Origin of the sequence: Rhodococcus sp. MALMAid1271 (assembly GCF_049195265.1) — a bacterium.
Classification (GTDB): domain Bacteria; phylum Actinomycetota; class Actinomycetes; order Mycobacteriales; family Mycobacteriaceae; genus Rhodococcoides.
This window is the reverse complement of sequence record NZ_JBMIRQ010000055.1, coordinates 1-13969: the sequence shown is the minus strand read 5'-3', so window position 1 is coordinate 13969 and position 13969 is coordinate 1. Positions and strand designations below refer to the sequence as shown.

Annotated in this window: 10 protein-coding genes and 1 pseudogene; 10 read left to right on the top strand and 1 reads right to left on the bottom strand. The window is 61.1% G+C overall.

Annotated elements, in window-relative coordinates:
• Positions 1-563: 563 nt before the first annotated feature.
• A complete protein-coding gene (locus ACOQFP_RS05335) occupies positions 564-968 on the top strand; it encodes a hypothetical protein (RefSeq protein WP_147458399.1) in 405 nt (134 codons plus the stop codon).
• 53 nt (positions 969-1021) lie between these two features.
• On the opposite strand, the gene ACOQFP_RS05330 is transcribed toward ACOQFP_RS05335, so the two are convergent.
• Positions 1022-2293 (bottom strand): PucR family transcriptional regulator, encoded by a 1272-nt coding sequence (locus tag ACOQFP_RS05330; protein ID WP_421583703.1) that lies wholly within the window; start codon positions 2291-2293, stop codon positions 1022-1024.
• 411 nt (positions 2294-2704) lie between these two features.
• On the opposite strand from ACOQFP_RS05330, the gene ACOQFP_RS05325 reads away from it, so the two are divergent.
• The 9 genes and pseudogenes from ACOQFP_RS05325 (at position 2705) to ACOQFP_RS05285 (ending at position 13895) form a co-directional block, all read left to right on the top strand.
• A complete protein-coding gene (locus tag ACOQFP_RS05325; protein ID WP_068046078.1) occupies positions 2705-4456 on the top strand; it encodes an FAD-dependent oxidoreductase in 1752 nt (583 codons plus the stop codon).
• Between the two features lie 225 nt (positions 4457-4681).
• Positions 4682-5002, top strand: coding sequence for a 2Fe-2S iron-sulfur cluster-binding protein (locus tag ACOQFP_RS05320; protein ID WP_027498266.1), 321 nt, complete (start codon positions 4682-4684; stop codon positions 5000-5002).
• A 24-nt stretch (positions 5003-5026) separates the two neighbouring features.
• A complete protein-coding gene (locus tag ACOQFP_RS05315) occupies positions 5027-6415 on the top strand; it encodes a cytochrome P450 (RefSeq protein WP_027498265.1) in 1389 nt (462 codons plus the stop codon).
• Positions 6412-7620, top strand: a complete 1209-nt coding sequence (locus ACOQFP_RS05310; protein WP_068046072.1) for an NAD(P)/FAD-dependent oxidoreductase — start codon at positions 6412-6414, stop codon at positions 7618-7620. Before ACOQFP_RS05315 ends, ACOQFP_RS05310 begins: the two co-directional genes overlap by 4 nt.
• Positions 7621-7689: 69 nt before the next feature.
• Positions 7690-8430 (top strand): transglutaminase-like domain-containing protein, encoded by a 741-nt coding sequence (locus tag ACOQFP_RS05305; protein ID WP_054186661.1) that lies wholly within the window; start codon positions 7690-7692, stop codon positions 8428-8430.
• 389 nt (positions 8431-8819) lie between these two features.
• Positions 8820-9656 (top strand): SDR family oxidoreductase, encoded by an 837-nt coding sequence (locus tag ACOQFP_RS05300; RefSeq protein WP_068046070.1) that lies wholly within the window; start codon positions 8820-8822, stop codon positions 9654-9656.
• A gap of 46 nt (positions 9657-9702) precedes the next feature.
• Complete coding sequence (locus tag ACOQFP_RS05295; protein WP_027498261.1) at positions 9703-10767, top strand: BtrH N-terminal domain-containing protein; 1065 nt, start codon at positions 9703-9705, stop codon at positions 10765-10767.
• Positions 10768-11207: 440 nt separating this feature from the next.
• Positions 11208-12404: pseudogene (locus ACOQFP_RS05290) on the top strand (IS110 family transposase).
• 231 nt (positions 12405-12635) lie between these two features.
• Positions 12636-13895 carry an IS256 family transposase gene (locus tag ACOQFP_RS05285; protein WP_068052702.1) on the top strand — a complete coding sequence of 420 codons (1260 nt, stop codon included), beginning with the start codon at positions 12636-12638 and terminating at the stop codon, positions 13893-13895.
• Positions 13896-13969 lie beyond the last annotated feature (74 nt).

Here is a 13969-nt window from a genome sequence, read left to right as displayed (position 1 = left end):
CGCGTGGTCCTTTGGTCGAGTCACTGTGAGAGGTAACTCGTTCATCACTACGCGATGGCCCACCCACAACACGGGTACGACACGCCCGAGCTGCGGCTACGCCGCCTCACCGAATGTCCACCACCCCACGGGACTTACCCTCAGAAAAGCTCTCCATTGCAGAGGTCGGCTACGCACACCCCTCGTCTGCGTAGCTCGACCTACATCTGGCTGATTTTCACGTCGCGAATATTTCGGCGTTCGATCCGACTCGCGCACCGTGGTAGGTCAACGGATTCCACGAGGGTGCCAACATGAACAGTAGGAGCGGTGTCAATGTGAAGAATGCAAAATCCAGCACGATACCTCGATTTCCACTGCAGCCATGGAGGCCTGAAGGGGCCGTCGTCGTGGTGTCGATCGTACTGGATCGGCACCGTTCTGTGATATGTCCAAGTTGGCCAAAGTCGCAAGGAGTCCTTGTTCTTTATGCACAACTCATCCTTCCCTCTTTGACACATGAGGAATAGCTATCGTACAACTAGGTCGTATCGAGTTCGCTCCCGTACTTAAAGGAATCAACCTTGAATCGAGCATTGGACCGTCTCGCAGTTCGTGGTCGGGTGCTGGTCACACCCTGCCAGGGGGAGCCCGAACTGTGGGACTACGAATCCGATCCACCCTACGAGACGGTTGCTCAGCGAGCTGCGCGTCATAAAACTGCAGCAGACTCTTGCATGAAATGTCATATACTGACCGACTGCGAGCAGTATCTTGCTACTGATCCTTCGCCAGTCGGAGTGTGGGCCGGTCGAATCTTGGAGACGTCCGAAGGATCTGTCGAATCAAATGCGGCGAACATTGCGACAGGTGAAGGAATCGAGGGCAAAGAAATGGATATGAATGACCGAATCAAGTCGCTTTCACCGAATGCGGCATTCGATATTCTGATAGCAACAATCGTGAATCAGCATGGCAATGGAGTCTGACGAACGTGACGCTGGAAACCTGGAAGGTTTGAGCCGGGTCGCAGCCACCCTGCTCAAACCGTCAACCGTGCGTCTGCTGAGCCGAGCGGTATGGGTAACTTGAGTACTGTGCTGGGTGTCCACCACGCGGCATCCAGCGCAATCCTGAGGTTCATGAGGATGCCGGCATCGTCCAGCTTGCAACCGCACTCTTTCGCTGCTTGTCGGATGCGGTATTTGACCGTGTTTCGATGGATCGTCATATCGTGAGCGGTCGCGGTAACGCTACAGTTGTTTGCTAGGTAGACTCGTAAGGTCTCGCGGAGCCTGCGGTTCCGCGCACTGTCCAGAAGCAAGCCTCCGAGTGAGTCTTCCGCTAGAACCCTTAGGATTTCCGGATCTTCGAGCAGAAGAGTGATGGCTGCAACTTCCTCGAAAGTTACCACCGGACTGATGTCGACCTTGCCGTCCGAAACTACGCGGGCCGCGCGCTCTGCCTGCCTGGCTGTCTTCCGAAAACCATTTTCACCACTCTGCACGGTTCCAATTGCTGCTCGAATTCGGCCGTACTTCTGAAGAACGTCTGTAACGCTTTCAAGGCAAATCCTTCCGGCGTGAATTATCGGAAACCAAACCAGGGATCGGGCATCGCCTTTACTGTTGACTTGCGGTCGACCGATCGTACCGAGTCTGACGCCAACGGTATCTACGAGCTGGTGCCAGGACTTTCTCGGGAATGGTTCCCGGTCATTCGTCCAAAACTCAATGGCAATATGGTTTCCTGTGAGATTATAATATGAATCGATTTTGTATGCGCCCAAAGAATCTGTGCATGATGTCGACATTGCGCGTTCGAGTTCCGTGTTTACAGAACTATTTTCTTCACGTATCTTCGATTTCTCCGCTTCGTATTCTGAACATGCGTCCTGACACACGCGGTCTATGAAGACGGCAGACCTGCTGACCAGATGCGCAAGTTGATTCGCGGCCAACGTGTGCGTAGCACGCGAGAGCGAGAACAGGACATGCTCAAGAAATCTCGATTGGCCCAGGTGATAAGCGCGCGCGAGCGCCGTCAGCGGGACATGCGTGTGTGCGAGAACGCGAGCATGGCACAGGGCGGCATGCGGAGCTCGCAAGTTGTCGTGCTCAGTCCTGTCGGCCAGGAAGTCGATAGCCGCATTGATGTTGGCTTTCACGCTGGTGTGTAGAAGTCCGGTTGCGTCTGCATTGCCGTTCATTTCATGGATTGATGCACTTATGAATGAAGAGATATTCTCCGTCAACTCTGCCTTTCTGTCCTCCATCTCGTCCACAAGTGTTTCCATCAAATGAGTCGATATCATTTTAGTGTCATACCTACCCTGGTAGTTCAATTCTGGAGCGGCGCGCCATTTCGGTGACGATCGCTGCGGATCTACCTTGTCGATCTCGGGGCTTGCCCCGCCGCCTGTGCACCTCGGCTTCTCGTCAGAGCCCTCCTTGCTGGCTTCTGACGCACCGGCTCCTTTCGGTTCGGCTCGCCGGTGACGGAAGCGTCAGCGGCTTGTGGTTAATGAGCTGCACCACTAGTATCTGTACACGCAGGCTGCATCTGTCAATTAATTGGACAAAAAGTCATCGTCTGTATAGTAGTGTGCCCGGGTAGGCAGGCGGTCGGCTTTGGTCTCACCGTCGAGGGGGCGCACTCTCGCGCTGGGTCCCGGCCCCTGGGGCGAGGAGCAGTTATCCGGTTTGAAGAACCAGAAGGAGACGCCATGGCGACGCCACCGAGCAGTTCAATCGATTACGACGTCTTGATCGTCGGATCCGGTTTCGGCGGAAGTGTCACCGCGCTGCGGCTGGTCGAGAAGGGATACCGCGTCGGGATCCTGGAAGCCGGGCAACGCTTCGAGGACAAGGACTTCGCGAAGAACAGCTGGGATCTCAAGCGCTTCCTGTGGGCACCGAAGCTGGGTCTGTACGGAATCCAGCGCGTGCACCTGCTGCGCGATTGCCTCATCCTCGCCGGCGCCGGAGTGGGCGGCGGATCTCTGAATTACGCCAATACTCTCTACAAGCCGCAGGCCCCGTTCTTCGAGGACAAGCAGTGGGCCCACATCACCGACTGGAGCAGTGAGCTCTCGCCGTTCTACGACCAGGCCACCCGCATGCTCGGTGTCGTGCGCAACCCACACATGACCCCGGCCGACGAGGTCATGAAGTCGGTGGCCGAGGACATGGGCGTCGCCGACACCTTCATTCAGACGCCGGTGGGAGTGTTCTTCGGAGACGAGCCCGGCAAGACCGTCCCGGACCCGTACTTCGGCGGTGCAGGTCCCGAGCGCACCGGATGCATCGAATGCGGTGAGTGCATGACCGGTTGCCGCCACGGAGCCAAGAACACCCTGCTGAAGAACTACCTCGGCCTGGCCGAGCGCGCGGGAGCCGAGATCGTGCCGATGACGACCGTGACCGGTCTCGTTCCGCGATCCGACGGCACCTGGGACGTCGACACCGAGCGCACCGGCGCTCGGCTCCGCAAAGGCAAGAAGACGTACAGCGCAGCCAATGTCGTGTTGGCCGCGGGCACCTGGGGCACCCAGAATTTGCTGCACAAGATGAAAGACACGGGCGCGCTGCCCAAGCTGTCGGACACACTCGGCGAACTGACTCGCACCAACTCCGAGTCGATCGTCGGAGCGGCCAAGCTTGCGGTCGATCCGAACATGGACCTCACGCGCGGAGTGGCCATCACGTCCTCGTTCCACCCCAGCCCCAACACGCACATCGAACCGTGCCGCTACGGCAAGGGCTCGAACGCGATGGGAATGCTGCAGACCCTGATGACCGACGGCGGCGGAAAGATCCCGCGTTGGCTCAAGTTCGTGTTCGCGTTGATCGCACACCCGGTTCAGTTCGTTCGCGTCGTCAATGTCCGGCACTGGAGCGAGCGCACCATCATCGCGCTGGTGATGCAGAACCTCGACAACTCGATCACCACATTCACCAAGCGTGGGCCGTTCGGCCGCAAGATCTCCAGCAGGCAGGGCCACGGCGAGCCGAATCCGACGTGGATCCCCGAGGGCAACGACGCCACCCGGCGCATCGCCAAGAAGATCGGCGGCGTCGCAGGCGGCACCTGGGGTGAGTTGTTCAATATTCCGCTCACCGCGCACTTCCTCGGCGGCTGTGCCATTGCCTCGGATTCGGCGCACGGCGTCATCGATCCGTACCACCGCGTCCACGGATACCCGACGCTGAGCGTGGTCGACGGTGCGGCCGTGTCGGCGAACCTCGGAGTCAATCCGTCGCTGACCATCAGCGCGCAGGCCGAGCGGTCCGCCGCATTGTGGCCGAACAAGGGCGAGCTCGATCTTCGTCCGGCACAGGGGCTTCCGTATCAGCGGCTCGATCCCATCGCCCCCAACTCGCCCGTTGTTCCGGTGGACGCTCCGGGTGGGCTGAGATTGCCTATCGTCGAGATCCGAAATGGCCATCTGGTCGCCGGTGAGACGGCTTCGCGGTGAAAGAAGTACTTGGTGAGCGCGCATTTCGAAACAGGAGCCCAGCCGCTCGATGCCTTCGTGCGGAGCGCAGAGTTGTCGCACTCCACATCTGGAGTGGACTCAGGTCGGATCTCTGGGGCGAACCGTCTGACCCGAATTCACAAGTTTTTGACTCTACGTAACATGGCCGCCATTCACGTTTGCTGCGACACTGTTATCAATCGCGAAGAAAATTGAGGAGTTGACATGGCAGTTGTAACTTTCGTCGCCCACGATGGTGGGAAGCACGAGGCGGGCTTGGTCGAAGGTCGATCGTTGATGCAGATTGCAACCGACAATGCTGTGCCGGGGATCGATGGAGACTGTGGGGGCGAAACGGCCTGTGGCACCTGCCATGTGATCGTCGACCCGCAGTGGTCAGGAGAGGTGGGTCTGTCCGGTGCCAACGAGGAGGAGATGCTGGCTATGAACCCCGAGCGTGAACCCACGTCTCGGTTGTCGTGCCAGATGGTGGCCTCGGAAGCGTGGGATGGCCTGATCGTTCGAACACCTGAATTCCAATTGTGATGTGTGAAAGGCAGGCACGACAGCATGAAAGTTTCTGAGTCGATCACCGACAAGGTCCAGTCGACCATCCCTATAGGGCTGCAGATCCAGGGCGCTCATCTGTACGACAAGACCCGACGGTGGGTGACTGGCACGAATGGCAAGAAGATCTTCGTCGAAAGTCCCATCCCACCGGTCGAGGATGTCGAGCTCGCCGACATCGACCTCAGTAACCCCTTTCTCTACAGACAAGGGCGGTGGCAGTCGTACTTCGAGCGCGTGCGGAACGAGGCACCGGTTCATTACCAACCCAACAGTCCGTTCGGCCCGTTCTGGTCGGTCACGCGCCATGCCGATATCGTGGCCGTCGACAAGAACCACGCTGTGTTCTCGGCCGAACCGTTCATCGTCATCGGCGTCCCGCCCCGGTTTCTCGATATCGAGATGTTCATCGCGATGGACCCGCCACGCCACGACAAGCAGCGCGCTGCCGTCCAGGGGGTTGTCGCACCGAAGAACCTCCGGGAGATGGAGGGACTGATCCGATCGCGGGTACGGGAGGTATTGGACGACCTCCCCTTGAACGAGCCGTTCGACTGGGTGCAGAATGTCTCGATCGAGTTGACAGCTCGGATGCTCGCAACTCTTCTGGATTTCCCCTACGAACAACGCCGCAAACTCGTCTACTGGTCCGATTTGGCAACCTCGATGGAGCAAGCCAACGGTGGGCCCTCGGACAACGACGAGGTGTTCGAGGGCATGCGTGACATGGCCCGTGGCCTCAGCGCTCTCTGGCATGACAAAGCAGCCAGGAGGTCTGCAGGGGAAGAGTCCGGTTTCGATCTGATCACCATGTTGCAGAGCAACGAGGACACCAAGGATCTGATCGATCGTCCGATGGAATTTCTGGGCAACCTCGTCCTGCTGATCGTCGGTGGGAACGACACGACGCGTAACTCGATGAGCGGTGGCGTTCTTGCGTTGAACCAATTCCCCGACCAGTTCGAGAAATTGAAGGCCAATCCCGATTTGATCCCCAACATGAACTCGGAAATCATCCGATGGCAAACACCCTTGGCGTACATGCGCCGAATTGCCAAAGCCGACACCGTTCTGAACGGACAATTCATCCGCAAGGGTGACAAATTGGTGATGTGGTATGCCTCGGGTAACCGCGACGAACGCGTTTTCGAGAATCCTGATGATTTCATCATCGATCGTGCCAATGCGCGCAATCACATCGCGTTCGGATTCGGTGTACACCGGTGTATGGGCAATCGGCTGGCCGAAATGCAGCTGCGGATTCTGTGGGAGGAGTTGCTTCCCCGCTTCGAGAACATCGAGGTCGTCGGCGACCCCGAGTATGTTCAGTCGAATTTCGTGCGGGGCATCAGCAAGATGATGGTGCGCCTGACGCCTACTTCCAGCGCATGACATCGCAACGGGCGATCATCGTCGGCGCAAGCCATGCTGGGGCACAACTGGCAGCTAGTTTGCGCCAAGAAGGTTGGACAGGCGAGATCGTCCTCATCGGTAACGAGTCTGCCACTCCCTATCAACGCCCCCCGCTGTCGAAGGCATACCTGGCGGGCAAATGCGTACTCGACGATATCGCCATTCGCAGCACGGACTTCTACTCCAAGCAAGGTATTCAGCTCCTGAACGCGCAGGTGGAGGCCATCGTTCGGTCGGAAGGCAACGTCGTTCTCGACACCGGGGAGAAGCTGGCTTACGACAAGCTCGCGCTGTGCACGGGAGCCCGCCCTCGTCGGCTCACCGTTCCCGGGGCCGATCTCCACGGGGTCTACTACCTACGTACCGCAGCGGACGTCGAGAGGATCCGTATGGCCACCGGCCCTGGCCGGCGGGTGGTGATCGTCGGAGGCGGCTACATCGGACTCGAGACAGCGGCATCGCTGCGCGCACTGGGCGTGCAGGTCACAGTTCTCGAGGCAACTGGGCGTGTGCTCGAGCGGGTCACTGCTCCCGAGGTTTCGACGTTCTTCGAGCGGATACATCGCGAGCAGGGAGTCGACATCAGAACGAACGCGATGGTCGAAGGCCTGTCCGGTGACCGTGAGGTTCGTGAAGTCAGTTTGGCCAGCGGGGAATCGATCCTCGCAGATCTGGTCATCGTCGGTGTCGGCGTCGAGCCGAACACCGACCTCGCCGCGGACGCGGGTCTTGTCATCGACAACGGCATCGTGATCGACGATCACACTCGGACCAACGACCCCGACATCATGGCGGCGGGGGACTGCGCGAGCCACGACATGGCCCGTTACGGCCGTCGACTACGGTTGGAGTCCGTCTCGAGCGCAGGAGAGCAGGCCAAAGTCGCTGCCTCGACCGCCTGCGGGAAGTCCAGAAAAATCGAAGCGTTGCCGTGGTTCTGGTCAGATCAGTATCACTTCAAGCTGCAGATCGCCGGCCTCAACACTGGATACGACGAAGTGGTTCTCAGTGGTGATCCCACCCGTGACAGTGATTTCAGTTGCTTCTATCTCCAGGCCGGTGAGCTCATTGCCGCCGACTGCATAGGTCGCCCGCGCGAGTTCATGTACAGCAAACGGGTGATCGCCCAGCGACTCTCCGTCCAACGCGAAGACCTGATGCTCGGCGGACTCGCGCGCAACTGACCGATCCTTCGGTCGTTGTGCACACAACAGCAACCGGTTTGCTCAGAGAAGGGAACATCGGCGATGACCATGACAGACCGCCCGCCCGGGGCACATACGACGCAGCCACCGCACGCGTATCTGGGAGCAACGGACTTCCTCGACATCGAGCACGAATCCGTGCGGGCGTTCACCGCCGCGGCAATCGGGGATGCGAGCAGCGACCGTGACAAGGCCAGACGCCTCTTCGCCGCCGTCCGCGACCGGATCTGGTACGACCCGTACACCGTGTCGGACGATCCTGCCCACTATCGAGCGAGCTTCGTCCTCGAGACCGGGCGCGCTTACTGCGTCCCGAAGGCGGTGCTGTTGACCGCAGTGTGCCGGGCGGCGGGTATCCCGGCACTGCTCGGTTTCGCCGACGTCCGAAATCACCTGCAGACCGAGACGTTGCGCGCGCTGATGGGCGGCACCGATCTGTTCGTCTACCACGGCTACAGTCGCCTCTACATCGAGGGCCGGTGGTTGAAGGCCACGCCGGCATTCAATGTCGAGTTGTGCGCTCGTTTCGGCGTGCCGCCAGTGGAATTCGACGGCGATCGCGATGCTCTCATGCATGCCTTCACCGCAGACGGAGCTCAGCACATGGAGTATGTCCGCGAGCGAGGAGTCTTCGATGACCTACCCTTGAACGCGATCTTGACGGTGCTTCGGCACGCCTACGGCCCCACGATCTTCACGGGCGCTCACCCACTCGATGATGTTTTCACCGGCCGCACCCGGCCGGGCGAAACTCCCGGGGATCGAAACTCGCCGCGGGAGTCTCGATGAACACAAGCGGTGAGAACATACGCGCCGAACCCCGTATCGCGGCCGACTGCCGATCGGTCGGAGCTCTCTCCGCGAACAATCGCGATCGTGAACACTCGGACCGCCTCGGACACCTTCGAATCGGGTGAGCCGACACCTGCTGGCAGAGCTGTGCCACATGACTGTCTCGTCGGCGCGGCCGTGTTGAGGCCGGGCACCGGAAGTTGCACCGAACAGACGAGACCCGTTCTGCCGCTGGGGTTGCGGCCGATGAACGACCGATCCGAACGCCTCCCCGGGCACGAGACGCCGCGCGATACCCATATCCCTCTCCTGTGTGCGCAGCCGCTACCGCGAGAGCGGCCCGAACGGCGTCTACCGATGTCTCTTATCTATGCAAGGAGCGCAGCATGATGAACAACGCACCTCACACCCCCGCCAGGACCGTGGCGATCACAGGTGGAGCTCGCGGCATCGGCTATCAGACAGCGAAGGAGTTGATTCGACGAGGCCACCGGGTCGCCATCGGCGACATCGACGAGGCACGTGCGAAGGAGGCCGCCGCCGAACTCGGGGTGAAGGTCGTCACCCGACTCGACGTCACCGAACCTGACTCGTTCACAACGTTTCTGGACCTGGTCGAACGTGAACTCGGACCCCTCGACATCCTGATCAACAACGCGGGCATCATGCCTACCGGCCACGCCCACGAAGAGGACGATGCAGTAACCCGGCGGCAAGTCGAGATCAATGTCCTGGGGGTCATCTTCGGGACCAAACTGGCTCTTCAGCGCATGCTGCCGCGCCGCACCGGACACATCATCAACACTGCGTCATTGGCCGGCGAGCTCGCGGTACCTGGTTTGGCGACCTACTGCGCTACCAAGTTCGCAGTCATCGGATTCACAGAGGCCGCACGACTGGAGTACCGCAAGTCAGGGGTTCGACTGTCCACAGTCCGCCCGACGTTCACCAACACCGAACTCGTCGCCGGAACCGCCGGCGCAAAGGGATTACGCAACGCCGAGCCGGAGGAGATCGCCCGCGCGACAGCAGATCTGATCGAGAATCCACGCCCCTTCGTCCGCGTCACCCGTCTCGCCGGCGCAATGGTCGCGGCGGTGAAATTCGTCCCCCGGCGTCTGGCGACCGGACTGGGTGCGGCCCTGAACACAGATTCGGTGTTCCTCGCGGACGTGGACATGGCTGCTCGCCGAACGTATCTCGACAGAATCCGGAACAGCTGAGCGTGCCGACACGCGCGCTCGACCATCCACCCGAAAGGCAGCCACAGTGACCCACACGACTCTGATCGAGAACTATCCCCACCGGATGGGAGGGCACTGCGGGTCAGGTGCAATGCGAGACCTTCTCCAGTGGCATGGTCTGGGATGGGACGGACCACCCGACGAGGGGTTGGTGTTCGCACTGGGTGGTGATCTGGGTTTGTCCTACCTGCGATCGGACGACCTGGTCCCACCGATGTACCTGGTCGGCCGCGGTGCCGACTTCGAGATCGACTTACCGCGCAGGCTCGGCGGACAAGTCGAGGTTCTCACGACCGACGATCCCGCTGAGGGATGGTCATGGGTTCGCGACGACATCGATGCGGGACGACCCAGTCTGGTCTGGGCCGATATCGCTGAGCTGCCCTACCTACGGGTGAAACTGCAGATGAGTCGTCACGACATCGTGGTGATCGGCTACGACGAGATCGGGGGGACTGCCTCGGTCGTCGACAACGATCGGGCCGATGTGCAGGAGATCCCGCTCGACGCGCTCGCTCGGGCGCGATCTTCCACCTCGTTCCCGCAACCGACACGTCACTGCACGTACCGAATCACATGGCCGCAGACACTGCCGCCCGTGTCTACTGCCGCGGCCGCGGCCTTTGCCCGATCCGCCGCCAGCATGCGCGCCCCATCGACACCGGGAATAGCCGACCACGTACCAGCGGCCGGTGCCGAAGGATTGGCCGCGGTCGACCAGCTGGCAACCGACGTCAAGAGCTGGGTCGACCTTCCGCCCGATGACCTCGAGACGTTGCTGTTCAGTCTCGGTATCTTCATCGAAAAGGCCGGAACCGGAGGCGGGCTCTTTCGTCGGCTTCTCGCCGACGGCTGTACCGAGATTGCACGTCTGACCGGGGATCCCGCTACCGCAGACCTCGCGGTGGCCGCCGATCACTGCGCCCAGGCCTGGACCGAAACTGCCCGCGCCGGAACACAACGCGGTCTCGATGTGCGAACACGCGCAGCTGCGGTTGCCGTGTCGGCTGCCGAACTGCCTGCACTCGAGCTGATCCTGGTGGAGTCCCTGGAGTCTGCTTCACGCTCGCTGTCCGCCATCACGAGATGATGCCCATCGTCGTTCGACGGCGCGCGGTAGACGGTGCATCGCACTGTGCTGCAGCCTCTCGTGCCGGATCGCCGCAGGCGTGCGGAGGCACCGAACGACCGAAGAGTTGCCGGACGGAACAGTCGAACGCCTCTCGGTGGACGCTGCATCGATGCCGTGTCGTTGCTCGGCAACAGACCCTGATCCCTGCCCCGCGCCGACAACAATTCAGCCGCCGACGGAAGCCTTCGATGTTCGCGGTCACCGTTTTCGGCTCGACGGCCGCGTCGTGTGCGCTATCGGGCCAGGCCCGTTATCTTCTAGCTGATACTTGAAACCGAGGGCTACGGTAGCCAGACCCGGTATGACTTCTCGCCCCTGTCATCGATGATCCGGGGGGGGTGGGGGGGGCTGTCGCCGGGTGTTGACGTCGGATCGGTGACCGGACGAAGGACTGCTTCATGGCCACGAGCTACGCCGTGTTTTGCGGCATCGACGTGGGAAAATCCGAACATCACGCCGTCGGTCTCGCCGTCGACGGAACCCGTCTGTACGGCAAAGCCCTACCCAATGACGAGGCCCGCCTGCGCACAGTGTTCGACCGCCTCGCCACGCGCGGGCCGCTGTTGATCGTCGTCGATCAGCCTAATACGATCGGCGACGCCCTGCCGGTCACCGTCTCCCGATCCTGCGAGCACCAGTTCGCGTCCCTACCGGGTCTGTCGATGCGCCGCATCGCAGATCTGTATCCAGGGCAAGCCAAAACTGATGCGCGGGCCTGCGTTCATCATCGCCGACACGGCCCGGACCATGCCCCACACGCTGCGACGAGTCGATACCGGTGATGACACACTCGCCGAGCTCGGTGTGCTGATCGGTTTCGATGACGATCTCGCCGGTGAAGCAACCCGCGTCAGCAACCGAATCCGCGGACTGCTGACCGGCATTCACCCCGCGCTCGAACGAGTCCTCGGACCGCGTGTGACACACCCGGCAGTGCTCGAGATCCTGTCCCGCTGCGGTAGCCCCGGCGGCATCCGCGCTGCTGGTAAGCGGAAACTGACCGCTTCGCCGCCAAAAACGCGCTCAGGATGGGGGCAAGACTGGTTGCGGAGATCTACGCCGCACTCGAGGCTCAGACGGTAGTAGTGCCCGGGTCTGCGGCTGCCGAGACTGTTCTACCCAAACTGGCGGACTCGCTCAAAGAGACACTGCAGCAACGCAACACAGTTGGCTCGGACGTCGAGAGGATGCTCGGTGCCCACCCTCTTTCCTCGCTCCTGATCTCGATGCCAGGCGTCGGAGTCAGGACTGCCGCACGCATCCTTCTCGAAGTCGGTGACGGATCGGCATTCAAATCAGCAGGACACCTGGCCGCCTACGCCGGCATCGCACCCGTGACCCACCGATCCGGCACCTCGATCCGAGGTGAGCATTTAGCGTGATCAGGAAACCGCAAACTCAAACGCGCGTTGTTCCTTTCGGCCTTCGCCGCGCTGCACGACCCCACCAGTCGCGCCTACTACGACCGCAAGCGAGCCGAAGGCAGGAAACACAACGCCGCGCTCATCTGCCTCGCTCGACGCCGATGCGACGTCCTGTACGCCATGCTCAAGAACAAGACCCTGTACCAACCGCCCGCAGCTCACGCAGCTTGACAGAAACCATAGGGACACGTTATTGAGGCGTGAGGTTCACCCCAACGGTACCAACGGCAGCGGTTGTACCCGCGTTCGCCGACGATCACGGGGGTAAGTCCCGTGGGGTGGTGGACATTCGGTGAGGCGGCGTAGCCGCAGCTCGGGCGTGTCGTACCCGTGTTGTGGGTGGGCCATCGCGTAGTGATGAACGAGTTACCTCTCACAGTGACTCGACCAAAGGACCACGCGATGACCCACGACCATTCTGCCCTGATCACCCAGCTCGATGCACTCAAGGGTGCAGACCCGGCGTCGGTGTTCGCCGAGCTGATCCGCGCCGGCCTGCAGGCGCTGATCGACGCCGAAGCGACCGAGGTCCTCGGTGCCGGCCGCTACGAGCGGACGGCCGAGCGCACGAACTACCGGAACGGCACCCGCTCGAAGACGGTGTCGACGACCAGCGGAGACGTCGAGATCCAGATCCCGAAGCTGCGCACAGGGTCGTTCTTCCCCAGCCTGCTCGAGCGTCGCCGACGCATCGATCAGGCGTTGTACGCGGTGATCATGGAGGCCTACGTGCACGGAGTGTCGACCCGCAACGTCGACGACCTCGTCGCAGCGTTGGGTGTTGACTCGGGCGTCTCGAAGTCGACTGTGTCGAGAATTTGCCAAGGGCTCGATACGGAGATCGCGCGGTTTCGTGAGCGAACGTTGACCCACACCACGTTTCCGTACGTCTTCCTCGACGCGACGTATTGCAAGGTGCGGATCGGGGCGCATGTGGTCTCGCATGCGCTCGTCGTCGCGACCGGGGTGTCGATCGACGGCACCCGTGAAGTGTTGGGCACCGCGGTCGGGGACAGTGAGTCGTTCGATTTCTGGCGGGAGTTCCTGATCGGGCTCAAGGCGCGGGGGCTGTCGGGGGTGCATCTGGTGATCTCCGATGCGCATGCCGGTTTGAAAGCTGCTGTGGCGCAGCAGTTCACCGGGGCGTCGTGGCAGCGTTGCCGGGTGCATTTCATGCGGAACGTCACTTCCGCGGTGTCGTCGAAGCAGGTGCCTCCGGTGATGGCGGCGATCAAGACGATCTTCGCGCACACCGAGCCGGATGCTGTTGCAGCGCAGTGGGATCAGGTCGCGCAGACGCTCGCCGGGTCGTTTCCGAAGGTGTCGGCGATGATGGACGGTGCGAAGGAAGATGTGCTCGCGTTCCGTGCGTTCCCGAAGTCGCATTGGCAGAAAATCTGGTCGAACAATCCGATCGAACGACTCAACAAGGAGATCAAACGCCGCGCCGATGTCGTGGAGATCTTCCCCAACCCGGCGGCGTTCCTGCGCCTGGCGACCGCGGTGGTGATCGAAGCGCACGACGAGTGGCAAGTGACCCGCCGCTACGTCTCCGACGTGTCGATGGACGAGCTGAGGGTCGTCATCGCCAGGAAGGAACGCGCTGCAGTATCAACCGACACGACCGCTGAGTCGTTGACACCTCAGCTCGAAAGCGCCTAACATACAACACAACTCGTTGATCATGAACCGGATGGTTCACCGATCCGAATTACACCACCCCATGGGGCACTATC